The organism is Mycolicibacterium bacteremicum, assembly GCF_002086115.1.
GTDB classification, from domain to species: domain Bacteria; phylum Actinomycetota; class Actinomycetes; order Mycobacteriales; family Mycobacteriaceae; genus Mycobacterium; species Mycobacterium bacteremicum.
The window spans coordinates 45,521-69,597 of sequence record NZ_MVHJ01000012.1; the positions used below are offsets into that span (position 1 = coordinate 45,521).

The window sequence follows — 24,077 nt, forward strand, 5'->3', positions numbered from 1 at the left end:
CCTTGAGTCAGGGGTGTGCCCTCAATTGTGAAGAAACGTCGGCAAGTCCACAATCATCTTGTCGATAATTCGCTAAGATTTCGCTATGGCTGAACGATCATCAACCCGAGGTCAACGTTTGGTGCCGACGCCGAAGGATGTTCGACCCTCCGATCTCGACGATGTCGACCGCCGCATGCTGCTGGCCCTGCACGCCGACGCCCGGATGTCCAACAGCGCGCTGGCCGAGGCCGTCGGGATCGCCCCGTCGACCTGCCACGGACGGCTGCGCCGGTTGCAGGAGATCGGTGTGATCCGGGGCTTCTACACCGATATCAATCCCGCGGCGGTGGGTCTGACCCTGCAGGCGATGATCTCGGTGAGCCTGCAGTCCAATGCGCGGGGCCGCATCCGTGATTTCATCGCCCAGATCCGCCGACGCCCGCAGGTGATGGATGTGTACTTCCTGGCCGGCGGCGACGATTTCATCCTGCACGTGGCCGCGCGGGACACCGAGGATCTGCGGGCGTTCGTCGTCGAGAACCTCAACGCCGATGCCGATGTGGCAGGCACCCAGACCTCGCTGATCTTCGAACACCTGCGGGGGGCCTCGCCGCTATGAGCGTCGATGATGGTCTCGACGTTCTCTACGGCGTGCCGCCCGCCGAATTCACCACGCGGCGCAAGGAATTGGTTTCCGCGGCGAAGAAGCGCGGTGACGCCGAGGGGGCCAGGACGATCGCCGCGGCCCGCCGGCCGACCGCGGCGGCCTGGGTGGTCAACGCGCTGGTGCGCCACCACTCGGATGCCCGTGACCGACTGGCGGAACTGCGGGCGCAGCTGCGGGCCGCGCACGCCGCCATGGACGGCGCCCGGATCCGCGAGTTGACCGCCGCGCAGCGCGCACTGGTCACCGAGCTCACCCGGGCCGGATTCGCCGTCGCCGGCGTGGCGAACCCGACGGCCGCCCTGCGTGACGATGTCACGAATACGCTGCAGGCCGCGATCGCCGATCCCGATGTGGCCGCGCGGTTGGGTCGGCTGGAAAAGGCGGAGGAATGGTCCGGATTCGGTGACTTCGGGGTATCGACCGCGGTGGGATCGCGGCGGTCCACCCCTGCCGCCGATACGCCGGCGGGCCGGCCGGCACCCGATTCCGACACCGAATCCGCCGCCGGCGAACGACTGCGCATCCTGACCGACCGGCGTGCCGCGGCGGCCGCGGCGCTGGAGCGCGCCGAACAGGCCCACCGTGCCGCCGGTGATTCCGTCACCGATCGCCGGGCTGCGCTGATCACCGCGCGCCGACGTCATGAGCAGGTGCTCGAGCTGCTGGCCACCGCCGAACACGACGTGGACCTCGCCGATGCCGACCTGACCGCGGCCCGGCATGAGCAGGAAGTGGCGGAGTCGGAGGTCAGGCGGGCCGAAGCCGAGCTGGCACAGGCTGACTCGGCGCTGCAGGCCATCAGCGGCCGGTCGCGGTCCTGAGCTCGTCGAGGGCCCGGCCGATGTGGTCGGCCAGTGGTCGGCCATCCGGGTCGGCGAGCCATCGCTCGAACGCGACCTTGAACACCGCGATGCCGGCCTCTGCCACCAGGGCCGCCGTATCGGTGGCGACGCCGCGTCCGCGCAGCGCATCGGCCAGCGCCGTCGCCATGGACGCCAGCTTGATCAGTTCGCGTTCCTGCAGACCCGGATTCGAATTGATGACCTGCTGGCGGCGCCGAGCGTGTTCGCGGCGGTCGGCGAAGAAGTCCGATGTCGATTCCAGCGCCGCCGCAACGACATCCAGCGGTGCCGTACCCTCCGGTGCCGCTGCCACGGCCGCGGTCATGGCGTCGACGAGGACCTGGCCCCGGAACAGGACCTCGCGCTTGTCGGCGAAGTGCCGGAAAAAGGTGCGTTCGGTGAGCCCGGCGCGCTGGGCGATCTCGGCGACCGTCGTCTGATCGAACCCGCGTTCCAGATACAGCTGCAGGGCCGCCTGTTCGAGGCGCCCCTGCGCATCCGGTTCCCAACGACCCATGCCGGAAGTCTAGGTGATGACAGCAACTGACATCGCGTGTACCGTCGCTGATGACATTGACTGACATCACAAGGGGAGGGCGCATGCGCGTTTTCGTCACCGGCGCCAGCGGCCACATCGGGTCGCTGGTGGTCGGGGAACTGCTGGATGCCGGACACGAGGTGACCGGTCTGGCCCGGTCCGCGGCGGCCGAGGAGATCGTGCGGTCCGCCGGAGCCCGGGTGCTGCGCGGATCACTGCAGGATCCCGAGGTGCTCGCCGCCGCCGCGGCCGCCGCCGACGGGGTGATCCACCTGGCCTTCATCCACGATTTCACCGAGTACGCCGCGGCGGGGGCCACCGATCTGGCGGCCATCGAGACGATCGGCGCGGCCCTGGCGGGATCGACGAAACCGTTCGTCACCACCTCGGGCACCGCGATGCTCGCCTTCGGGCGCCGCGGCGCGCTCGGCACCGAGGACAGCGTGGTCGACCCCGACGGGCCCCGGGTGGCCTCCGAGCGCGCGACGATCGGGCTGGCCGCGAACGGTGTACGCTCCGCGGTCATCCGGCTGGCGCCCACGGTGCACGGGCCGACCGATCGGCGCGGCTTCGTGCCCACCCTGATCGCCAATGCCCGCCGCACCGGCCGATCGCTCTATATCGGCGAGGGTGCCAACCGCTGGCCGGCCGTACACAACCTCGATGCGGCGCGGCTGTACCGGCTGGCGCTGGAGTCCGCACCGGCCGGCACCGTGCTGCACGGTGCCGCCGAGGAGGGGATCGAGTTCAGGCTCATCGCCGCGGCGATCGGCGACCTGCTCGGGGTGCCCACCGTCAGCGTCACGGCCGAGCAGGCCACCGACGAACTGGGCTTCGTGGGAACCATTGCGGCGCTGGATAATCCGACATCCAGTGCGTTCACTCGCACACTACTGGGCTGGCGTCCCGAGCGCGCCGGACTGATCGAGGATCTGTCCGCCGGGCACTACACCGAGGTCGGCTGAACCAACTCCGGATGGAAGGTGGCGACCATCCGGCGGATGCCGTCGCGCCAGTCCACCGACGTCCGCCCCACCAGCTCATGCATGCGGGTGGTGTCGGTGGGACCGCTGCGCAGCGCCTGCTCGCTGACCTCGAACACCGGTTCACGGCCCACGAGTTCGCCGATGTAGGAACACCATTCCTGCAGTCCGACCGTCTGATCACCACACCAGTTGACCGTCGTCGCCGGCACCGATGCGGCATCGAGCATCTTGGGCAGCATCGCGATCAGGTCGTCCTCGTGGATCGGGTTGTAACGCGCTGGGCCGCCGGGCGGCACCGGGATCGGCATACCGGCCAGCAGCATCTCCATCTGATAGAACGGCCAGCCGCCGTTGTTGCCGTAGGGCACGTTCAGCCGCGCGATCACCGTCGGCACCCCGAGCGCACGCGCCATCGTGCGCGCCACCACCTCGCCGGCGATCTTGGAGATCGAGTACGTCGGAAACAGCGGCTTGTGGTTGTCGCCCAGCGCCGCGGACTCGGTGCGCGGTTCGTCATCGGGCGGGTCGTACACCGCGGCCGACGAGCAGTGCAGGAATGCCTTCGCGTCGGCGCAGTGCGCCATCAGCAGGCCCACCGATTCGGCGTTGGCGCCCAGATCCTTGTCCCAGCGCCCGCTCTTGGCCACGGCGAGGTTGAGCACATAGTCGAAATCTGATGGCAGCGCGCTGAAATCGCCGGCCGCCAGATTGACCTGTTCGCAGCGGATCCCGGCCTGCTCCAGCCGTTCCCGGGCCGCAGTGTCGGTGAACCGGGCGATACCCCACACCTCGTTCTCGGCGGCCAGCGATGTCGCGATGGGGGCGGCGACCTGTCCGGTCGGGCCGGTGACGAGGATCTTGTAACCACGCATGGCCGGATGCTACTCGGCGCGCAGCACCAATCCGTGGCCTTCGGCACCGGTCAGGGTGAGCCGATCGGCGTCGACGGAAGCGTGCACCGCACCGCGTAGTGTCCGCAGCACCGCACGCTCGATCTCGCCGAGCTCACCGGGACACGGCGGCCCGCCGGGGTTGACCGCGGAGAACGTCACCGTCTCGCCGACGACCTCGGCGCGGCCGTAGAAGGTGTTGCAGCCCGTCCATCCGACGACACTCTGATCGGCGCGCAGGGTCAGACCGGGCCTGGCCTGTTCCAGCGCCACCGATGTGGTCGCCGCGGCACCGGAGATCAGGGTGTCCACCCGCCAACTGGTGTCGATGATCGGCCGGTCCGGGTCGAGCACCTGCCTGTCACGCAGCGTGACCGTGCCGGCTGCGGTGCTCAGGGTGAGGTCGGCGCCGGTCAGCGTCCACTCCGGGCGGGCCTGCAGCAGCCGGGTCATCCAGGCGTCGGCACCGTCGAACGGCGGCGGGCAGGCCATCATGGTGGTCGCCAGCTCACCGACGGCCAGGTGACCGCCGGACAGATCGGCCGTTGCGGAGCCGCGGTTGCAGCCAGCGAACGCCGAGACCCGGCCGTCGACGAACTCCAGCGTCAAGGGACCGCCGCCGGGGATGGGCTCGCCGACGACGCCGACCGATACGAAGGTGCGGCCGGCGGGCGTCGGCTCCTCGGCGCCGGCAGTGCCGCCGCAGCCGACCACCGCCAAGCCGGTGAGGACGAGCGGGGCAAGGCGCATGTGCCCACGGTACCGAGGACCACGCGCAGTAGGCTGCCCTGCATGCGAGTCGCAGTGCTGGGCGCCCGGGGCAAGGTCGGCGCCACCATGGTCAAGGCCGTCACCGAGGCCGCGGATATGGAGCTGTCCGCCGAGGTGGACGCCGGCGACCCGATGAGCCTGTTGACCGACGGCGGCACCGAGGTCGTCATCGACTTCACCCACCCGGATGTGGTGATGGACAACCTGAAATTCGTGATCGACAACGGTATTCACGCGGTCGTCGGCACCACCGGGTTCACCGACGAGCGCATCGCGCAGGTGCAGCAATGGTTGTCGGCCAAACCCGGCGCGGCCGTGCTGATCGCCCCGAACTTCGCCATCGGGGCGGTGCTGAGCATGCATTTCGCCAAGCAGGCGGCCCGGCACTTCGAGTCCGTCGAGGTGATCGAGCTGCACCACCCGCACAAGGCCGACGCGCCGTCGGGTACCGCCGCGCGCACCGCCAAGCTGATCGCCGAGGCGCGAAAAGGTCTGCCGCCCAACCCGGATGCCACCAGCACCGGGCTCGATGGCGCGCGCGGCGCCGACGTGGACGGGGTGCCGGTGCATTCGATCCGGCTGTCGGGGTTGATCGCACACCAGGAGGTGCTCTTCGGCACGCTGGGCGAGACGCTGACCATCCGGCACGACAGCCTGGACCGCACCTCGTTCGTTCCCGGTGTGCTGCTCGGGGTGCGCAAGGTGGCCGAGCGGCCCGGCCTGACCATCGGGATTGAGCCGCTGCTCGATCTGTCATGAGCGACGACGGCGGACGCGCCCTGCGGATCCAGCTGCTGATCGGATTCATGAGCCTGGCTCTGCTCGCGTACTTCGTGATGCTGGGCCGCACCGCGCTGGCGCTCATCGCCTCCGGCGAGCCGGCACCGATCGGCCTGGGGGTGGCGCTACTGGTGCTGCCGGTCATCGGGCTGTGGGCGCTGGTCGCCACGCTGCGTGCCGGGCTGGCCCATCAACGCCTGGTCCGGTTGGCCCGGGCGGCCGGCATGGACCTCGACGTCAGCGATCTCCCGCGCCGGCCGTCGGGACGTATCGAACGCGATGCCGCCGACGCCCTGTTCGAGCGGACCCGCGACGAGCTGGAGGCCGACCGGGACAACTGGGTGCGCTGGTACCGGCTGGCCCGCGCCTACGATTACGCCGGGGACCGCGGCCGGGCCCGCGAGACCATGCGCACCGCCGTCGAGATGGAACGCGCCGCGCGATGAGGCTGCTGATCGTGCACCACACCCCGAGCCCGCACTGCCAGGCGATGTTCGAGGCCGTCCTGGCCGGTGCGTCCGATCCGGACATCGAGGGTGTGGAGGTGATCCGCCGGCCGGCGCTGACGGTCTCGACGGCGGAGATGCTGGCGGCCGACGGCTACCTGCTCGGCACACCGGCGAATCTGGGGTACATCTCCGGGGCGCTCAAGCACGCCTTCGATCAGAGCTACTACCAGCTGCTCGACAGCACCCGCGGCCGCCCGTTCGGGCTGTACCTGCACGGCAACGAGGGCACCGAGGGTGCGGTGCGCGCGCTCGACGGCATCACTCGCGGGCTGGGTTGGTGCCAGGCCGCCGACCATGTGCTCGTCTCGGGTAAACCGACCAAGGACGATCTGGAGGCCTGCTGGAATCTCGGCGCAACCGTTGCCGCGCAGCTGATGCAATGACGATGATGTGCCGATGGGGGATTCGCCGGCACGTCTGATCATCACGCTCGCCGCGGCAACCGCGGTCTTCGCGGGGTGTGCGGGACCGCAGCAGCCGCCCGACCCGGCCAGCTCGACGACCTCGGCGCCGAGCACGGCATCGGCCGGTCCGGCGGTACGCTCCGTCATCGATCCGCGCTGGATCGCCTTCGACGACGGCGACGGCGCCTGGCGGGTCGTGTACCGCGGTGTCGACCGGGACCGGGTCCACTACGGCCTGCGGCCCGCCGATGAGACCTACGTCTATCCCAACGAGTGCACCGCCTGCAACCATCCGGCGCACACGGCCGCGCTGGCCGTCTATGCGCGCGGCGCCTTCGACTCGGCGGCGGTCAGGACGGGGGAGCCGGCCACGGTGGCGGACCACGAGGGTCACGTCCTGCCACCACGCTGGCCCGCCGGCCCGGTGCTCGCCTGGCAGTACGACACCAGTTCCTGGGCGACCGTGCACGCCATGACGGAATCGACCGGCGACCCGGCCCGACTCCAGGAGGTCGCCACCCGGCTCGACACCGCGCAACGCGAGCCGATCCGATACCCGCTGAGCCTGCAGACGCTGCCGCTCGACATGCCGCTGACCGAGATCATCGAAGGCGAGAACAGCCCGCACACGCTGTCGTTCGGATACGGGGGCACCGCGTCGCAGACATTGGACATCCGGCTGTGGGCATCGGACGAGTTTCCCGAGCACCGCAGCGCGGGCGGTGACCGGATCGAGGTGTTCACCGTCCCCGTCGACATCGGCGGGCGCGACGGTTTCCGCCATGTCTCCCGGCCGGCCGACGAGGCGGCCATCACGGTCGCACCCGGTGTGACCGTGAGCTTCGAGCTGTCCGGCGGCGGCGAGCTCGACCTCACCGAAGTGCTCGATCACGTTGTGTGGGCGCCCGACCCGGCCGATCGGAATTCCTGGCCGGCCGTAACCGATTGGACCTGACGGGATGGCACACTGTCGGCGAAGCCGAGTCGGACAACACTGACCGCGACGTCGACCCAGTAACGGAGGGGCTATGCCGGGAATCGCCGAAATCGCGCTGGGCGCCGCACCGATCGCCGGCGGTGCGCTACTGGGCCTGGCGGCCGGGGCGTTCAAGGGACCCGACATCCGCGGCAACATCAAGGCCGATATGGAACTGTTGGAGAAGATCCCGCTCGATCAGGTCGAGCGCCGCGCGGCGCTACAGCGATCCATCGACATCCGCATCGACGACATCGTCGGTGCCGTCGAGAAGCAGCGTGAGATCCGGCAGCTGGCGGCATCCTACGACGGCAACTGGCGCGACATCGTGGTGTTCATCTGCACGGTGCTGTTCGCCATCGTGTGGTGGAACGTCAGCCATGCCCGCAGCAACTGGCTGGTGATGTTCGTCCTGCTGATCATCCTGTCGATCGTCGCCGCGATCTACGCCTCCCGCGGCATCTTCCGGGCGTTCGCGGCGTTCCTGCACGCCCGCCGCACGACCCCCTGAGTCAGCCGAGCGCGCGGCCGAACACCGCGGCCATCGCATCCCAGTGCCGCTGCGCGGCCGCGGCGTCATAGGGTGCGTTGTCGGGCACCGCGAAACCATGTGCGGCCGAATAGAACTCGATGGTGTGCTCGACACCGGCCGCGGTCAATGCCCGATCCAGCGTCGCCGCCTGCTCGGCGGTGAACGACGCATCATCCTGCGCCCCACCCACGTACACCACGGCCTTGATCTCCCCGGCCAGCAGGTGCGGGCTACCCGGGTCATCGGCGGCCAGGCCACCGCCATGGAACGACATCGCCGCGGCCACCCGCTCGGGCACCCGCCCGGCGACCACCAGAGAGGTGCGCCCGCCCATGCAGTACCCGGTGGTGCCGAACCGGTCGCCGATCACATCCTCGCGTGCGGTCAGATGGTCGAAGAACGCCGCCGCGTCGGCGGCCATGATGTCGGGGGTGATGGTCTTGATCATCCCGAACAGCCGCCGGCGCTCGGCCTCGTCGCCGAACACCGTCGCCATGTCGAACGGCGCCCAGTCGGCGTCGCGGTAGTAGACGTCCGGTACCAGCACCACATACCCGTAGCCGGCGAGCTGGGCGGCCATCTCGTCGAAGGTGGCGCGCGCCCCGCCGGCATCGGGATACATGACGATCCCGGGCCAGGGGCCCGCACCGTCGGGCGTCGCCACGGTGACCCGGCAGGTGCCGTCCGCAGTGGTGATGGTCTCGGTGGAAGTCGGCATAGGACCGTTCTACCCGATCGGGTGGGTGCGCCACGCCGTCGTCGGGAGCCAGGCGACGTAAGCTGAGCCCGTGGCCCCGGTTGTGACCCCGTACGAGGATCTGCTGCGTCTGGTGCTCGAGCGGGGCACCCCCAAATCCGATCGCACCGGTACCGGCACCCGCAGCCTGTTCGGCCACCAGATGCGCTACGACCTGAGTGCCGGGTTCCCGCTGATCACCACCAAGAAGGTGCACACCAAGTCCATCATCTACGAACTGCTGTGGTTCCTGCGCGGGGACTCCAACGTGCGCTGGCTGCAGGACCGCGGTGTCACCATCTGGGACGAATGGGCCTCCGAGACAGGTGATCTGGGACCGGTCTACGGCGTCCAGTGGCGGTCCTGGCCGACCCCGTCCGGCGAACACATCGATCAGATCAGTGCCGCGCTGGAGCTGCTCAAGCGCGACCCGGACTCGCGGCGCAACATCGTCTCGGCCTGGAACGTCGGGGAGATCCCGCAGATGGCGCTGCCACCGTGCCACGCGTTCTTTCAGTTCTACGTCGCCGACGGCGCCCTGTCCTGCCAGCTCTATCAACGCAGCGCGGACCTGTTTCTGGGCGTGCCGTTCAACATCGCCAGCTACGCGCTGCTGACCCACATGATGGCCGCCCAGGCGGGCCTGCGGGTGGGTGAGTTCATCTGGACCGGCGGGGACTGCCACATCTACGACAACCATGTCGACCAGGTCACCCTGCAATTGTCGCGCGACCCGCGGCCGTATCCCGAACTCGTTCTGTCGCCGCGTGATTCGATCTTCGACTACACCTATGAGGACATCGCCATCGTCAACTACGACCCGCACCCGGGCATCAAGGCCCCGGTGGCAGTGTGAAGCTGATCTGGGCACAGTCGCTGTCCGGGGTGATCGGCCGGGCCAACGGCATCCCGTGGCGGCTGCCCGAGGATCAGGCCCGCTTCAAGGAGCTCACACTCGGCCAGACCGTCGTGATGGGCAGGCTGACCTGGGAGTCGCTGCCGGCCGCGGTGCGTCCGCTGCCCGAGCGGCGCAACATCGTGGTGTCCCGCAACCCGGACTATTCCGCCGATGGTGCCGAGGTGGTCCCCGAGTTGCCCACCGCTATCGACGGTTGGGTGATCGGCGGGGCGCAGCTCTACGGACAGGCGCTGGCGTCGGCCGACCGGTGCGAGGTCACCGAGATCGACATCGACCTGGCACGCGAGGACGAGGATGCGATGGCACCGGTGCTCGACGAGGCCTGGATCGGTACGGCCGGGCCGTGGCTGACCAGCAGCTCGGGCCTGCGGTACCGCTTCTCCAGCTACGTGCGCTGACGCGGGTGTCGGTGCCGTACGGCACGATGGCCGGGTGCCGACTCTGACCGCAGCGCAGGCCCGGCGCATCGCCGTGGCCGCGCAGGGATTTCACGAGCCCAAACCGCGTGGCGCCGTCACCCGGGCCCACCTCAAACGGCTGATATCCCGCATCCAGGTGCTGCAGCTGGACTCGGTGTCGGTCGCGGTGCGCGCCCACTACGCGCCGGTCTTCAGCAGGCTGGGCCCCTATGACCGCGACGTCCTGGATCGCGCGGCCTGGAGTCACAGCGCCCGGTCCCCACGCCTGCTGACCGAATACTGGGCCCACGAGGCCGCGTTGATGTCCGTCGAGGACTGGCCGCTGATGCGCTGGCGGATGCGTGAATTCGAGCACGGCCGCTGGGGTCGCGACATCGTCAAGCGCAACGGCCGGCTGGCCGAGGACATCGTCACCGCGCTCGCCGAGCTCGGTCCCAGCACGGCCGGCCAGATCGAGGCGCACCTGGAGACCGAGCCGCGCGGTCGCAAGGGGCCGTGGTGGGACCGCAGCGACACCAAGTGGGTGGCCGAGGCGCTGTGGTCGGCCGGTGTGCTCACCACCGCGACCCGGGTCGGCTTCGCCCGGCACTACGACCTCACCGAACGCGTCCTGCCGCCGGAGGTGCTGGCCCGTACGGTCTCCGATGAGGAGGCCATCCGGGAGTTGTTGCTGCGGGCCGCCGGGGCACTCGGGGTGGCCACCGAACCCGACCTGCGCGACTACTTCCGGCTCAGCCCGAAGTCGAGCAAGCCCGCGCTGGCGGAACTGGTGGCGGCCGGCGAGTTGGAGGCCGTCGACGTCGAGGGCTGGGGTGCGCCGGCGTATGTGCTTCCCGGCCGGTCGATCCCGCGGCGCGACAGCGGCACCGCCCTGCTCTGCCCGTTCGATCCGCTCATCTTCTTCCGGCCCCGCGTCGAGCGGCTGTTCGATTTCCACTACCGCATCGAGATCTACACACCCGCACCCAAGCGCCAGTTCGGCTATTACGTCTGGCCGTTCATGCTCGACGGGCAGTTGGTCGGCCGCGTCGACCTCAAACGCGCCGATGCCACCCTGCATGTGCTGGGCGCCTTCACCGAGGACGGGCAGGATCCCGTCCGGGTGGCCGCGGGATTGGCCCCCGAGCTTGTGTCCATGGCCGGCTGGCTGGGTCTGGACAGCGTGGCAGTCGGGGAGCGCGGCGACCTGGTGGCATCGCTGCGCGCAGCACTCGCGCCAAGTTTTTGACTAATCAAAGATGACGCACTCGTCAATAACAGGCAGACTGGTGCGGATGTCCGAGCGGGATCACAGCTGGTGGCGACAGGATGACCAGTTCCACTGGTTCAGTGCGTACCTGCACGACCGTGGGCTCGATCGACAGTGGCGGCTGGCCACCTTCGCCTTCACGGTGGTGTTCGCCGCCGTGCCGGCGGTGATGCTGGCCAGTCCCTTCGGGCCCGGCACGGCGGTGGCCCGTGGCGTCGCGGTCGGGGTTGCGCTCAGCGGGGTGGCGGCCGGATCGGTGTGGCTGATCGGCTGGCCGACCCGCACCCGGTCACTGATCTTCCATGCGGTGTGCAGCGCGTCGATCGCAACCGGCTGCCTGACCCTGTCGACGGCCTACGGCGGGTTGATGGGCTGTGCGATGTTCACCGCGATCGGCGGACTGCTGGCGTACTTCCACGCGCTGGTCCACGTGCTGGCGAACTTCGTGGTGGCGAGCACATGCGCGGCGATATCGGCCGTGCGACTGTTCACCGACACCGGTGATGCGGCGCTGGTGGGTGCATCGCTGCTGGTCGTCCTGGGCCTCAACCTCGGGGTGCCGTTCGGCATCCACGCGTTGGTGCACTCACTGCACTCCGATCTGCGCTTCGCCGATCGCGATCCGCTGACCGGACTGCTCAATCGACGGGCGTTCGCCAACTCGGTGCACGAGATGGTGCTGCAGCGCCGCGGTGCTCCGCTCCCGTTGCAGGTGACGATGATCGACGTCGACGGGTTCAAGCGGCTCAACGACACCCGCGGGCATGCCGCCGGAGATCAGGCGTTGGTCGCGATCGCGGCCGTGCTGCGGCAGCAGTGCGGGCCGGACGCGGCCGTCGCACGGCTCGGCGGGGAGGAGTTCGTCATCGCCGAGGTCGCCCCCGCGCCGGAGCACGCGCTGCTGGCCGAACGGATCCGGGCCGGTATCGCCGTGCTGCCCGATCGGATCACGGCCAGTCTGGGCACCTGCGACGCCGTCCTCGACACACGTGCCGAATGCGACTTCGCCGCCGTGCTCGATCACGTGATCGCGGTCGCCGATACCGCGATGTACCGGTCCAAGCGCGCCGGTGGCAACCGGGTGCACGTCAGCGCATGGCGGGCGCGCAGTGACGCTCGCTCCACCTCACCGTGACCTTAAATATCCCTTATTTTTCTTAATTTTGGTGTACGGTGATGGTCGTACGTCCCGCAACGGCGCGGTGTCCTGGCCGCCGCGGCCCCGCGATCGGCGAAAGGATCCGACATGCACGAAACCCACATCGCCCTGGTGACCGGCGCCTCCGGCGGGATCGGCGCGCAGGTGGCCCAGCAGATGGCGCGTCCGGGCACCCATGTCATCGTCAACTACCGCGAGAAGGCCGCCCGGGCGCACGCCGTTGCCGACGCCGTCCGCGCCGCCGGTGGACACGCCTCGGCGGTGGCCGCCGACATCGCCGACGCGGCCGCGGCCGCGGCGATGATCGCCGGTATACGGCAGCGCTTCGGCAGGCTCGACACCCTGGTCCTCAACGCCTCGGGGGCACTCGACCAGGGCATCGATGCCCGTGCGGCGATGCGCGTCAACCGCGACGCCCAGCGCCGGCTGGTCGAACTGGCACTGCCGCTGATGCCGACGGGCGGGCGCGTCGTGTACGTGACCAGCCACCAGGCGCACTTCTACCCGCACAAGGCGGTGCCCAAGGGCTACGCCCCGATCGCGGCGAGCATGCGCGCGGGCGAGACCGCCATGTACGGCATGCGCTACGAATTCCACCGCCGCGGAATCCATTTCACCGTCGTCTCCGGTGACATGATCGACATGGCGCAGATCGTCCCGCCGCCGTCGGCCGACGAGTTCGCCGCCGCCGTCGCGGGCGCCGCGCAGTCGCAGCACCACCCCGGCATCGTCTACGTCGGTGGCGGGTCGCAGTACCTCTGCTCGGCGTAACGTTCGCGGCATGGACGTGCTGCGAACCCCCGACGACCGATTCCAGGGCTTACCCGACTACCCGTTCGCGCCGAATTATCTTTCGGTCGACGCCGGTGACGGAACGCCGCTGCGCATGCACCATCTCGACGAGGGACCGACCGACGGTGAGGTCGTGCTGCTGCTGCACGGGGAACCGTCCTGGAGTTACCTGTACCGCTGGATGATCCCGGTGCTCGTCGACGCCGGACTGCGTGCGGTGGCGATCGATCTGGTGGGTTTCGGCCGCAGCGACAAACCGGTGCAGCGCACCGACTACACCTACCAACGCCATGTGGACTGGACGTGGTCGGCGGTCGAACAGCTCGGCCTGGACGGCATCACGCTGGTCGGGCAGGACTGGGGTGGCCTGATCGGACTGCGCCTGGTGGGTGAACATCCGGAGCGGTTCGCCCGGGTGGTCGCGGCCAACACCATGTTGCCCACCGGTGACCACCATCCCGGCAAGGCGTTCCTGGCCTGGCAGAAGTTCAGCCAGGAGGTGCCGGTGTTCCCGGCCGGCCAGATCGTCAACGGTGCGACCGTGGCGGACCTGCCGGCCGAGGTGATCGCCGCCTATGACGCCCCCTTCCCGGATGAGCGGTACAAGGCCGGCGCCCGCCAGTTCCCCATGCTGGTGCCGGTCTCGCCGGATGATCCGGCCGCGCCCGCCACCCCGCGCCGCCTGGGCGGCGTTGGGCCGCTTCGACAAACCGTTCCTGTCCGCGTTCTCCGACTCCGATCCCATCACCGGTGCGGCCGAACCCGTGCTGCGCGCCCAGGTCCCGGGCGCGGCCGGTCAACGGCACGTCACGATCGGCTCGGCGGGTCACTTCCTGCAGGAGGAGAAGGGTCGCGAGTTGGCCGAGGCGGTGGTGGCCTTCATCGCCGCCAACCCGCGCCCGTCCACGGCGTGAGGACTCAGCTCAACGGAATGTCGTTGGTGCCCTTGGACTCCTGGTAGGCCTGCGACAATTCCGCGTAGCGCGCCGTGATGCGCCGTTGCCGGGCCCGCAGCACGTCATCCCCGCCCACCATCTCGCCGATAGCGTGCGCCGTCCAGAAGGCATTGCGGCGCCGGTAGCCGCCGGGTTCCAGCCCGAACACCTCGGACAGGATGCGCAGATCATGCGGGATGGCGAAGCTGTCGCGGGAGTCCTCGTGGCTGAAGAAGTAGTAGAAATTGTCGAAGCCAGCCCACGTGATGGCCGACATGCACATCGTGCAGGGCTCGTGGGTGGACAGGAAGACCAGATCGCCGGTGGCGGGGCGATCGGTCAGTTCGTAGAACTGCGCCAGGGTGTGCACCTCGCCGTGCCAGAGCGGGTTGACGGTCTCGGCGTTGGTTCCGGCGATCACCAGCGACAGGTCCGACTTGCGCAGGATCGCCGCGCCGAAGACCTTGTTCCCGGTGGCCACGCCGGCCGTGGTGAGGGGCAACACATCGAACTCGATCACGTCGAGCAGGCGGCGGGTGAGCGCTGGCGCTGAAGTCATGTCGAACCATAAACCGAAACGGGCCTACCCGCCCGCGCTGCAAAATCCGCTCGGGCGAGCGGGTAATCTGACGCGCGTGACCACCAGTGGAATTGATGTCAGCGCACGTCTGGGCACCGTGCTGACTGCCATGGTGACGCCGTTCGGCCCGGACGGCTCGGTTGATCTGGCCGCGGCCAAGAAGGTGGCGACCCATCTGGTCGACACCGGGTGCGACGGACTGGTGGTCTCGGGCACCACCGGCGAATCCCCGACGACCACCGATGACGAGAAGATCGCGCTGCTCGAGGCCGTCCTGGAGGCGGTCGGCGACCGCGCCCGCATCATCGCCGGCGCCGGCAGCTACGACACCGCGCACAGCGTGCACCTGGCCAAGGCCAGTGCGGCGGCCGGCGCGCACGGTCTGCTGGTCGTCACCCCGTATTACTCGCGTCCGTCGCAGCGGGGGCTGATCGCCCATTTCACGACGGTTGCCGATGCCACCGAACTGCCGGTGGTGCTCTACGACATCCCGCCGCGCTCGATCATCCCGATCGATTGGGACACGCTGCGCGAGCTGTCGGCGCACCCCAACATCGTGGCGGTCAAGGACGCCAAGGGCGACCTGCACGGCGCCGGCCAGCTCATGGCCGAGACCGGTACCGCCTATTACTCCGGGGACGACGCGCTGAATCTGCCGTGGCTGGCGATGGGAGCCACCGGCTTCATCAGTGTCTGGGGCCACCTTGCCGCCCCGCAGCTGCGAGAGATGCTGTCGGCCTTCAACTCCGGTGATGTCGCCACCGCCCGCAAGATCAACACCACCCTGGGTGCGCTGTACTACGCGCAGTGCCGGCTCGGCGGGGTCACGATGTCCAAGGAGGGCCTGCGGCTGATCGGTATCGACGCCGGCGCGCCCCGACTTCCACAGTTGCCCGCCACACCGTCGGAGATCGACGAGCTCGCCGCGGACATGCGGACCGCCGGCGTCCTGTGATGACCGACGTCGAGCTCTCGCCGCCGGGACCGCTGGCCCCGGGTGGACTGCGTGTCACCGCGCTCGGTGGCATCGGTGAAATCGGGCGCAACATGACCGTTTTCGAGCATCTCGGCCGGCTGCTCATCATCGACTGCGGGGTGCTGTTCCCCGGCCATGACGAGCCGGGGGTCGACCTGATCCTGCCGGACCTGCGTCACGTGGAGAACCGGCTCGACGATGTCGAGGCGCTGGTGCTCACCCATGCCCACGAGGACCACATCGGGGCCATTCCGCATCTGCTCAAACTGCGCGGTGACATCCCGGTCGTCGGGTCGAAGTTCACGCTGGCGCTGGTGGTCGAGAAGTGCCGCGAGCACCGCATCAAACCCAAGATCATCGAGGTCGCCGAGGGCCGGCGCAGCACCCACGGGGTGTTCGAATGCCAATACTTCGCGGTCAACCACTCGATCCCGGATGCCCTGGCCATCGCCGTGCACACCGGGGCCGGCACGATCCTGCACACCGGTGACATCAAGCTCGACCAGCTCCCGCCGGATGGGCGGCCCACCGACCTGCCCGGCATGTCGCGGCTCGGGGATGCCGGCGTGGATCTGTTCCTGTGTGACTCGACCAATGCCGAGCACCCCGGTGTCAGTCCGTCCGAGAGCGAGGTCGGCCCGACCCTGCACCGGCTGATCCGTGGCGCCGAGGGGCGGGTGATCGTGGCCTGCTTCGCCTCCAACGTCGACAGGGTGCAGCAGATCATCGATGCCGCAGTCGCGTTGGGCCGGCGGGTGTCCTTCGTCGGTCGGTCCATGGTGCGCAACATGGGAATCGCCCGCGAACTCGGCTTCCTGCGGGTCGCCGATGAGGACATCCTCGACATCGCGGCGGCCGAGATGATGCCGCCCGAGCGGGTCGTGCTGATCACCACCGGCACCCAGGGCGAGCCGATGGCCGCGCTGTCGCGGATGTCGCGCGGTGAGCACCGCAGCATCACCCTGACCGCCGGCGACCTGGTCATCCTGTCCTCCTCGCTCATCCCGGGCAACGAGGAGGCGGTGTTCGGCGTCATCGACGCACTGGCCAAGGTCGGGGCCCGGGTGGTCACCAACGCCCAGGCGCGGGTGCATGTCTCGGGTCACGCGTACGCCGGCGAACTGCTGTTCCTCTACAACGGGGTGCGTCCGCGCAATGTGATGCCGGTGCACGGCACCTGGCGACATCTGCGCGCCAACGCCGCGCTGGCGGTGCGCACCGGGGTGCCCGCGGAGAATGTGCTGCTGGCCGAGAACGGCGTCAGCGTCGACCTCGTCAACGGTGTCGCCTCCATCGCGGGTGCGGTCTCGGTGGGTAAGCGCTTCGTCGACGGACTGGTCACCGGTGACGTGGGGGAGACCACGCTCGGTGAGCGGCTCACGCTGTCTTCGGGTTTCGTCGCGGTGACCGTCGTGGTGCAGCGCGGCACCGGCCGCGCCGCCGGACCGGCGCACCTGCACTCGCGGGGATTCTCCGAGGACCCCAAGGCGCTCGATCCGGTGGCCGAGAAGGTGGCCCAGGAATTGGAGCGCCTCGCCGGTGATCAGGTCACCGATCCGGCGCGCATCGCGCAGGCCGTGCGACGCACCGTCGGCAAATGGGTGGGGGAGACCTACCGCAGGCAGCCGATGATCGTGCCCACCGTCATCGAGATCTAGTCGGCGCGCACCGCCAACGCGGTCCATTCGATCGGTGATGCGCGCAGCGTTCGCCCCGTCGGCCGGATGTAGCTGTCCCGGTAGTAGCTCGGGCCGGCCTGCTCGATCACGCGCCAGCCGTGACCGCGCAGCACCTCCTCCAGGGTCTCGGGCTCAAAGCCCGATTTTCAGAGCTCGCCGCGGGTGACAAAGCGTCCGGGCGGCCGGATTCGACCCCACTAGCGCTTGTTCACGTATCCGGCGTCCAGTGGCAACGTCACCCCGGTGACATAGCGGGCGGCGTCGGAGACCAGCCAGAGCACCGCGTTGGCGATGTCGTCGACATCGAGCGTCTGTACCGGCAGCGCATTGGACATATCCGGGCCGCGCTGGTCCTGCTGGGCCATGCCGGCTAGCCAGCTGCGGGTGAACTCGTTGTCGATCATCGGGGTGTCGACACCGGCCGGGTGGATGGAGTTGACGCGGATGTTGAACTGCGCCAGCACATTGGCGTAGACGCGCATCAAACCGACGATGCCGTGCTTGGCCGCGGCGTAGCCCACCGAACCGGCGATCGGTGAGCCCAGGCCCACCAGCCCGGCCACCGAGGAGGTCAGCACGATGGAGCCACCGTTGCCGAACTTCACCATCGGTTTCATCGCGACGTCGACGGTGTTGTACACCCCGGTCAAGTTGACGTCGATGACGTCCTGCCAGGCGTCCGCGCCGGCCATCGGCGCGATACCGGCGTTGGCGATGACGATGTCGAGTCGGTCACCGAGCGCCGCGGTGCCGGCGCGCAGGGCCGATTTCACCGCATCACGGTCCCGCACATCGGCGTGCGCGGCATGGATGCGCGCGCCGGTCTTCTCGACGAGTTCGACGGTGGCGGCCAGGTCGTCCGGGGTGGCCAGCGGATAGGGCACCGAGGCGATCTGGTCGCACAGGTCGACGGCGATGATGTCGGCGCCCTCGGCGGCGAGCTTGACCGCGTGCGCACGGCCCTGACCGCGCGCCGCACCCGTGATGAAGGCGACCTTGCCGGAGAGTGATCCCACGAGCGGTGCCTAGCCGCGCAGCTGTCCCTTGGCCGGATCACCGGCCACCACCGGTGCGAGCATCTTGATATCGGGTGCCCCGTCGAGATGTTCGCCGACCGCACCGAACAGCTTCCCGATCGCCGGGGCCGTGCTGTGCACTTTCAGGGCGTCCGCATCGGCCCACTGCTCGATGAACACGAAGGTCCCGTCGGCCTCGTGCAGCGAGTAGAGCTCGCAGCCCGGTTCGCCGTGCACCTCGGCGATCGCGTCGGTACAGGCCGCCCGGACGAGGTCCACGGATTCGGGCTTGGCGGTCATGGTGGCGACGACGACGACGGGCATGGCGGCTCCTCGGCTGGGGTTCGTTGACTTGCCGGGTCACCTTACTTGGGTGTGGCCGGGGTCACCGGGGCAGCATCCTGGTCGATCTCGGTGATGGAGTCCGCGCCCACCAGATACAGCCGCGCGGTGGCCAGGTCGAGGAACAGCCCGACCACGGTCACCGTCCCGGCCGCCAAGTGCTCGGCGACCTGCGGGTGCCGTTGCGCAGCCTGCACCTGGATGGCGACGTTGACCACGCTGAGCTGGTCGGCACCGGTGAAGCCGGCGTCGGCGGCAGCCGCGGCCACCGGGTGGTAGGCGCGGAAGGCGGCGAGCGCCTCGGCGCCGTGGCCCAGCCACTGCCGGACCGCACCGTCGGCGTCCTCGTGCATCAGGTCGTGCATGGCATCGCAGCCGGAGTGCCCGCAGATGGCGATGGTGCGCACCGACAATCGGTCCACCGCGTAGCTGAGGGCGGACTCGACCGACAGGTCGGCGCCCACCAGGTTGCCGACGTTGCGCACGTTGAGCAGCTCACCGGGCGCGGAATCGGTGATCAGGTTGGGCAGGATCCGGGCGTCGGCACAGGAGATCAGCATGGTGTGCGGATCATGGTGGGCGCCGGCCGATTCCATCCGGGCACGGATCAGCGGGGCCAGGCCGTTGCTGAAGCGGTCGACACCTCCGGCGAAGTGCGGCGGCCAGATCATCCGCAGCGCACTGATCACCCGGCGGCCCTCGGTGTCGCGGCGTGGAACCCGGCTGTGCGCGAACTCCATCCGCGCGGTACCGGTCTCGGTGACGGTGACCTCGCCGCCGCGGCCGCGCCGTTGTTTGATCCACTCCTGCAGCGTGTCCAGGGCGGCATGGTCGAGGTAGTCGACGTTCAGGTCGATCGACACCTCGGCGCCGTCCGGGATCTCGGCCAGCGCGGCCGTCAGCCGCGGCAGCGCCAGGAAGCTGCACGATCCGGTGATGGCGACGTGCCACCGGGGCGGGCCGTCCGCACCGATGCGTCCGGTCAGGTCCTCGGTGACGATCGAGACCCGCACGATCCGCCAGGCGGCGATGGCGATGGCCAGGACCAGACCGATGAGCACCCCTTCGAGCAGGTTGAGGAACACCACACAGGCCAGCGTGACGCCGTAGATGAGCAGTTCGCCGGTACGGCGGGCCAGATCGATGTGCGCCAGCTTCACCAGCTGGATACCGATGACGATCAGCAGGCCGGCCAGGGCGGCCATCGGGATCATCTCGACCACGTTGACCAGCAGCACCGAGAACAGCAGCAGCCATACGCCGTGCAGCGCGGCCGAGGCCCGGGTCTTGGCACCGGCGCTGACGTTGGCGGTGCTGCGCACGATGACGCCGGTGACGGGCAGGCCACCGAGCAGACCGGAGGACACGTTGGCGGTGCCCTGGCCGACGAGTTCGCGGTTGAAGTCGGTGCGCGCTCCGTCGTGCATCTTGTCCACGGCGGTGGCCGACAGCAGGCTCTCGACGCTGGCGATCAGTGCCACGGTCAGCACCGCCAGTGCGATGGCACCCCAGGTGCCCTGCGGCATCTCCGGCAGCCCGATCGCGTCGATGACGGATTCGTCGAGGGCGATCCGGTCGGTGCCCAGGCCGGGCAGGTAGCTCACCGCGGTGGCCAGCACGACCGCGACCAGTGCGCCCGGCACCGCCCGTGCCGCCGCCGGGGCATACCGCCAGCTCAGCATGACGGCGATGACCAGGCCGCCGATCAGGATCTCGGTCCAACCCGGGTCGGCCAACTGGCCCGGCAGCGAGGTGAGGTTCTCCCAGGCGTTGCTGCGCGGGCCGCCGCCCAACAGCACGTGCACCTGCTGCAGCGCAATGGTGATGCCGATACCGGCGAGCATCGCGTGCACCACGATCGGCGCGATCGCCAGTGCCGCACGGGCGATCCGGCTCAGCCCCAGCAGGATCTGCACCACGCCCGCCGCGGCGGTGATGGCGCAGGTGGCCTTCCAGCCGAACTGGGCCACCAGCTCGGCGACCACCACGGTCAGGCCGGCGGCGGGCCCGCTCACCTGTAGCGGGGATCCGCCGACGAGCGCGCAGACGATGCCGCCGACGATCGCGGCGATGAGGCCGGCCACGACCGGTGCGCCCGATGCGACCGCGATACCGATCGACAACGGCAGGGCGACCAGGAAGACCACCAGCGAGGCTGGTACGTCGTAGCGAAAGATCTTGTGTAACAAGGGGTTAACATTGTCCTGCGATTTCGTCCGCGTCACCTCCCCGACTGTAGCGCCGCCTTCGGAATCCGTCGTTTCACGGCTGGGTGACGATGCCCACGTTTAGGTCATCGCAGGTCGGGTGCGGTTGTCCTGACCACGGATTTCGTTGCGTCAGGATGTCGTCACGCGGCGGGCCATGGCGACCTCGCGGGCGATCAAAAAGACCGGAAACGACACGCTGATCGCGACCAGCAGGCCCGCCACGATGTACGCCCAGACGAATCGGACGCCCTGGCGGCGCGCCTCGACGAGCATCAGGATGACCACGGCGAGCGAGAGCAGGAGCAGGTCCGCGGTGAACGACCGGGCGGCTGCGGTGGCCATCAGGTCGGCGGTGAAGTCGGACAGCAAGGTCGCGGGGGAGTCGAGGTAGGCGATGTTCTGGCTCCACGTCGCGACCAGCGCCGATGCGGCGATCACGGCATAAAGTGCGCAGCGCACCCGGCTGGACGTTGTCATTCCAGCAGGTTAGGGCGGAACCGTCGGTTCGAGACCAATTTGTGACTGGTGTGGCTGATGGTGAAAGAGAGGTGCCTGCGACTAGGCTGGCACCCATGGCCAACAAGACCGCCGCCCGGTCCCGAGCCCGTTCGAGCACGTCAAAGGGCAGTTCGGCAGGTAAGTCACGGGCAGCAACCAAGCCGGTGAAGCGCCCGGCGGCGCCGCGCCGCAAGCCCGCCGCGCGGCGCTCGCCGTCGCGTTTTGCCGCCGCGGGCGCGGCCGTCGGCCGGGGAACCCGGGCCGGCTGGCTGCTGGTGGCCAAGGGTGCCGGCTCCACCGCGCGGTCGGTGGGACGCGCCCGCGACCTGGAGCCCGGCCACCGCCGCGACGGGATCGCGCTGGCGCTGTTGGGTGTTGCCGTCGTCGTCGCCGCCAGCTCCTGGTTCGACGCCGCCCGGCCGGTCGGCGGCTGGATCGACACCGTGCTGCGCACCGTCATCGGCGGTGCGGTCGTGTTGGTGCCGGTGCTCGTCGGCGTCATCGCCGTGGTGCTGATGCGCACCGAGCCCGACCTCGATGCCCGTCCGCGGCTGATCCTCGGGTCGACCATGATCGCGCTGCCCGTGCTCGGCCTGTGGCATGTGTGGTCCGGCGCCCCGCTGGACCCGATGGCCCGTCGCGACGCCGCCGGCTTCGTCGGCTTCGTCATCGGTGGCCCGTTGTCCGACGGCCTGACGGTGTGGATCGCCACCCCGCTGCTGGTGATCGGCGTGCTGTTCGGCCTGCTGCTGCTGACCGGCACCACCATCCGGGAACTGCCCGACACGTTGCGCGACATGTTCAGTACCCGCGGCTTCGACGACCGGTACGACGACGAGTACGACGAGGAGGACTACTACGACGATGACGCCGAGGCGGTCACCGAGGACTTCTCCGACGCGTACTACGACCGCGACGACGAGTACGCCGGCGCCGACGCCCAGCAGTGGCCGACCGCCGAACTGCCCGCCGGGACGCCGATGGACAACTACCCGCTGCCCGCCGAGGTCGAGGCGCCGACCACACCGGAACCCGTTGCGGCCAAACCCCGTAAACCCCGACCCGAGGCCAAGAAGCCGAAGAAGGACGACGACACCCTGGTGGTGGACCGGGTCGTCGAGGGTCCCTACACCCTGCCGTCGCTGGACCTGCTGATCGCCGGTGACCCGCCCAAGCTGCGTACCGCCGCCAACGATCAGATGGAAGCCGCCATCACCTCGGTGCTCGAACAGTTCAAGGTCGACGCCGCGGTCACCGGATGCACCCGCGGCCCGACGGTCACCCGCTACGAGGTGGAACTGGGCCCCGGCGTGAAGGTCGAGAAGATCACCGCGTTGCACCGCAACATCGCCTACGCGGTGGCCACCGAGAGCGTGCGCATGCTGGCGCCCATCCCGGGCAAGTCGGCCGTCGGCATCGAGGTGCCCAACACCGATCGCGAGATGGTGCGACTGTCCGACGTGTTGACCGCCCCGTCCACCCGGCGCGATCACCATCCGCTGGTGATTGGGCTGGGCAAGGACATCGAGGGTGACTTCATCTCGGCCAACCTGGCCAAGATGCCGCACCTGCTGGTGGCCGGTTCCACCGGCTCGGGTAAGTCCAGCTTCGTCAACTCGATGCTGGTCTCGCTGCTGGCGCGGGCCACCCCGGAGGAGGTCAGGATGATCCTGATCGACCCCAAGATGGTGGAACTGACGCCGTATGAAGGCATTCCGCACCTGATCACGCCGATCATCACCCAGCCCAAGAAGGCCGCCGCCGCGCTGGCCTGGCTGGTCGAGGAGATGGAACAGCGCTACCAGGACATGCAGGCCTCCCGGGTGCGTCATATCGACGTGTTCAACGAGAAGGTGCGTACCGGCGAGATCAGCACCCCGCTGGGCAGCGAGCGGGTCTACAAGCCCTACCCGTACATCCTGGCCATCGTCGACGAGCTCGCCGACCTGATGATGACCGCGCCGCGCGATGTCGAAGAGGCCATCGTGCGCATCACCCAGAAGGCCCGCGCCGCCGGTATCCACCTGGTGCTGGCCACCCAGCGCCCGTCCGTCGACGTCGTCACCGGTCTGATCAAGACCAACGTGCCGTCCCGGCTGGCGTTCGCGACCTCCTCGCTGACCGACAGCCGCGTCATCCTGGACCAGCCGGGCGCCGAGAAGCTGATCGGTATGGGTGACGGGCTGTTCCTGCCGATGGGGGCCAACAAGCCCATCCGTATGCAGGGCGCGTTCATCAGCGACGAGGAGATCCACGCCGTCGTCGAGGCCACCAAGGCACAGGCCGAGCCCGAGTTCATCGAGGGTGTCACCAAGGCCAAGCCGGCCGGTGGCGAACGCGGCGATGTCGATCCCGACATCGGCGACGACATGGACGTCTTCCTGCAGGCCGTGGAACTGGTCGTCTCGTCGCAGTTCGGTTCGACGTCGATGCTGCAGCGCAAGCTGCGGGTCGGGTTCGCCAAGGCCGGGCGTCTGATGGACCTCATGGAGACCCGCAACATCGTGGGGCCGTCGGAGGGGTCGAAGGCGCGCGAGGTGCTGGTCAAGCCCGACGAGTTGGCGGGCACGCTGGCGCTGATCCGTGGTGGCTCCGACGCCAACGGCGCCGACGATGACGAGGACGAGCCGGACTTCTAGCGTTGATTTGTGGAGCGTGCGCCGTGACCATTACGGCTCACGCTCCGCACG

At 69.1% G+C, this 24,077-nt stretch carries 26 protein-coding genes and 1 pseudogene; 17 read left to right on the forward strand and 10 right to left on the reverse strand.

Annotated features, from left to right (window positions below; all coding sequences use genetic code 11):
• Positions 1–85: 85 nt before the first annotated feature.
• On the forward strand, positions 86–601 hold the full coding sequence (locus tag BST17_RS15835; protein ID WP_083059672.1) for an HTH-type transcriptional regulator AldR: 516 nt from the start codon (positions 86–88) through the stop codon (positions 599–601).
• A complete protein-coding gene (locus tag BST17_RS15840) occupies positions 598–1,470 on the forward strand; it encodes a hypothetical protein (RefSeq protein WP_083059673.1) in 873 nt (290 codons plus the stop codon). Before BST17_RS15835 ends, BST17_RS15840 begins: the two co-directional genes overlap by 4 nt.
• Here the strand turns inward: BST17_RS15840 and BST17_RS15845 are convergent.
• Complete coding sequence (locus tag BST17_RS15845; protein ID WP_083059675.1) at positions 1,448–2,008, reverse strand: TetR family transcriptional regulator; 561 nt, start codon at positions 2,006–2,008, stop codon at positions 1,448–1,450. The genes BST17_RS15840 and BST17_RS15845 overlap by 23 nt on opposite strands.
• An 83-nt stretch (positions 2,009–2,091) precedes the next feature.
• Here BST17_RS15845 and BST17_RS15850 point away from each other — a divergent pair, with 83 nt between their 5' ends.
• Positions 2,092–2,994, forward strand: a complete 903-nt coding sequence (locus BST17_RS15850; RefSeq protein ID WP_083059676.1) for an SDR family oxidoreductase — start codon at positions 2,092–2,094, stop codon at positions 2,992–2,994.
• On the opposite strand, the gene BST17_RS15855 is transcribed toward BST17_RS15850, so the two are convergent.
• Together BST17_RS15855 and BST17_RS15860 are read right to left on the reverse strand one after the other, a co-directional pair.
• Positions 2,976–3,887, reverse strand: coding sequence for an NAD-dependent epimerase/dehydratase family protein (locus BST17_RS15855; protein WP_083059678.1), 912 nt, complete (start codon positions 3,885–3,887; stop codon positions 2,976–2,978). The two genes, BST17_RS15850 and BST17_RS15855, sit on opposite strands and share 19 nt — an antisense overlap.
• Before the next feature lie 9 nt (positions 3,888–3,896).
• Complete coding sequence (locus BST17_RS15860; protein WP_083059679.1) at positions 3,897–4,655, reverse strand: META domain-containing protein; 759 nt, start codon at positions 4,653–4,655, stop codon at positions 3,897–3,899.
• 42 nt (positions 4,656–4,697) lie between these two features.
• Between BST17_RS15860 and dapB the strand changes: the two genes are divergently transcribed.
• The 5 genes from dapB (at position 4,698) to BST17_RS15885 (ending at position 7,856) form a co-directional block, all read left to right on the forward strand.
• Positions 4,698–5,435 carry a 4-hydroxy-tetrahydrodipicolinate reductase gene (gene dapB, locus BST17_RS15865; protein WP_083059681.1) on the forward strand — a complete coding sequence of 246 codons (738 nt, stop codon included), beginning with the start codon at positions 4,698–4,700 and terminating at the stop codon, positions 5,433–5,435.
• Positions 5,432–5,902, forward strand: coding sequence for a hypothetical protein (locus BST17_RS15870; RefSeq protein WP_083059683.1), 471 nt, complete (start codon positions 5,432–5,434; stop codon positions 5,900–5,902). Before dapB ends, BST17_RS15870 begins: the two co-directional genes overlap by 4 nt.
• On the forward strand, positions 5,899–6,348 hold the full coding sequence (locus BST17_RS15875) for a flavodoxin family protein (RefSeq protein WP_083059684.1): 450 nt from the start codon (positions 5,899–5,901) through the stop codon (positions 6,346–6,348). The genes BST17_RS15870 and BST17_RS15875 overlap by 4 nt, the downstream gene beginning before the upstream one ends.
• Before the next feature lie 13 nt (positions 6,349–6,361).
• Positions 6,362–7,324, forward strand: coding sequence for a hypothetical protein (locus tag BST17_RS15880; protein WP_083059686.1), 963 nt, complete (start codon positions 6,362–6,364; stop codon positions 7,322–7,324).
• A gap of 73 nt (positions 7,325–7,397) precedes the next feature.
• Positions 7,398–7,856 (forward strand): hypothetical protein, encoded by a 459-nt coding sequence (locus BST17_RS15885; protein WP_083059688.1) that lies wholly within the window; start codon positions 7,398–7,400, stop codon positions 7,854–7,856.
• Position 7,857: 1 nt separating this feature from the next.
• Here the strand turns inward: BST17_RS15885 and BST17_RS15890 are convergent, their stop codons facing one another.
• A complete protein-coding gene (locus BST17_RS15890) occupies positions 7,858–8,595 on the reverse strand; it encodes a dienelactone hydrolase family protein (protein ID WP_083059689.1) in 738 nt (245 codons plus the stop codon).
• A 70-nt stretch (positions 8,596–8,665) separates the two neighbouring features.
• Here BST17_RS15890 and BST17_RS15895 point away from each other — a divergent pair, with 70 nt between their 5' ends.
• The 6 genes and pseudogenes from BST17_RS15895 (at position 8,666) to BST17_RS15920 (ending at position 14,065) form a co-directional block, all read left to right on the forward strand.
• The gene (locus BST17_RS15895) at positions 8,666–9,469 is read left to right on the forward strand and encodes a thymidylate synthase (RefSeq protein ID WP_083059691.1); all 804 of its coding nucleotides are present in this window, start codon (positions 8,666–8,668) and stop codon (positions 9,467–9,469) included.
• A complete protein-coding gene (locus BST17_RS15900; RefSeq protein WP_083059693.1) occupies positions 9,466–9,930 on the forward strand; it encodes a dihydrofolate reductase in 465 nt (154 codons plus the stop codon). The genes BST17_RS15895 and BST17_RS15900 overlap by 4 nt, the downstream gene beginning before the upstream one ends.
• Positions 9,931–9,964: 34 nt before the next feature.
• Complete coding sequence (locus BST17_RS15905) at positions 9,965–11,179, forward strand: winged helix-turn-helix domain-containing protein (RefSeq protein ID WP_083059694.1); 1,215 nt, start codon at positions 9,965–9,967, stop codon at positions 11,177–11,179.
• A 46-nt stretch (positions 11,180–11,225) separates the two neighbouring features.
• Entirely contained in the window at positions 11,226–12,335 is a 1,110-nt protein-coding gene (locus BST17_RS15910) for a GGDEF domain-containing protein (RefSeq protein WP_083059696.1), read from the forward strand.
• A 111-nt stretch (positions 12,336–12,446) separates the two neighbouring features.
• The gene (locus tag BST17_RS15915) at positions 12,447–13,130 is read left to right on the forward strand and encodes an SDR family oxidoreductase (RefSeq protein WP_083059697.1); all 684 of its coding nucleotides are present in this window, start codon (positions 12,447–12,449) and stop codon (positions 13,128–13,130) included.
• A 10-nt stretch (positions 13,131–13,140) separates the two neighbouring features.
• A pseudogene (locus tag BST17_RS15920) lies at positions 13,141–14,065 on the forward strand (haloalkane dehalogenase).
• Between the two features lie 4 nt (positions 14,066–14,069).
• Here BST17_RS15920 and BST17_RS15925 read toward each other — a convergent pair.
• Positions 14,070–14,645 (reverse strand): deaminase, encoded by a 576-nt coding sequence (locus BST17_RS15925; RefSeq protein WP_083059699.1) that lies wholly within the window; start codon positions 14,643–14,645, stop codon positions 14,070–14,072.
• 76 nt (positions 14,646–14,721) lie between these two features.
• Here BST17_RS15925 and dapA point away from each other — a divergent pair, with 76 nt between their 5' ends.
• Entirely contained in the window at positions 14,722–15,621 is a 900-nt protein-coding gene (dapA, locus tag BST17_RS15930; RefSeq protein WP_083059700.1) for a 4-hydroxy-tetrahydrodipicolinate synthase, read from the forward strand.
• The gene (locus BST17_RS15935; protein WP_083059702.1) at positions 15,621–17,300 is read left to right on the forward strand and encodes a ribonuclease J; all 1,680 of its coding nucleotides are present in this window, start codon (positions 15,621–15,623) and stop codon (positions 17,298–17,300) included. The genes dapA and BST17_RS15935 overlap by 1 nt, the downstream gene beginning before the upstream one ends.
• On the opposite strand, the gene BST17_RS15940 is transcribed toward BST17_RS15935, so the two are convergent.
• The 5 genes from BST17_RS15940 to BST17_RS15960 form a co-directional block, all read right to left on the reverse strand.
• Complete coding sequence (locus tag BST17_RS15940) at positions 17,297–17,434, reverse strand: hypothetical protein (RefSeq protein WP_207573652.1); 138 nt, start codon at positions 17,432–17,434, stop codon at positions 17,297–17,299. The two genes, BST17_RS15935 and BST17_RS15940, sit on opposite strands and share 4 nt — an antisense overlap.
• Positions 17,435–17,518: 84 nt before the next feature.
• On the reverse strand, positions 17,519–18,337 hold the full coding sequence (locus BST17_RS15945) for a mycofactocin-coupled SDR family oxidoreductase (protein ID WP_083059704.1): 819 nt from the start codon (positions 18,335–18,337) through the stop codon (positions 17,519–17,521).
• A 9-nt stretch (positions 18,338–18,346) separates the two neighbouring features.
• Positions 18,347–18,661, reverse strand: a complete 315-nt coding sequence (locus tag BST17_RS15950; RefSeq protein ID WP_083059705.1) for a putative quinol monooxygenase — start codon at positions 18,659–18,661, stop codon at positions 18,347–18,349.
• 41 nt (positions 18,662–18,702) lie between these two features.
• A complete protein-coding gene (locus BST17_RS15955; protein WP_109750161.1) occupies positions 18,703–20,868 on the reverse strand; it encodes a SulP family inorganic anion transporter in 2,166 nt (721 codons plus the stop codon).
• Positions 20,869–21,018: 150 nt separating this feature from the next.
• Positions 21,019–21,366, reverse strand: a complete 348-nt coding sequence (locus tag BST17_RS15960) for a DUF2834 domain-containing protein (RefSeq protein WP_083059708.1) — start codon at positions 21,364–21,366, stop codon at positions 21,019–21,021.
• A 95-nt stretch (positions 21,367–21,461) separates the two neighbouring features.
• On the opposite strand from BST17_RS15960, the gene BST17_RS15965 reads away from it, so the two are divergent.
• A complete protein-coding gene (locus BST17_RS15965) occupies positions 21,462–24,026 on the forward strand; it encodes a DNA translocase FtsK (RefSeq protein WP_207573653.1) in 2,565 nt (854 codons plus the stop codon).
• Positions 24,027–24,077: the final 51 nt, after the last annotated feature.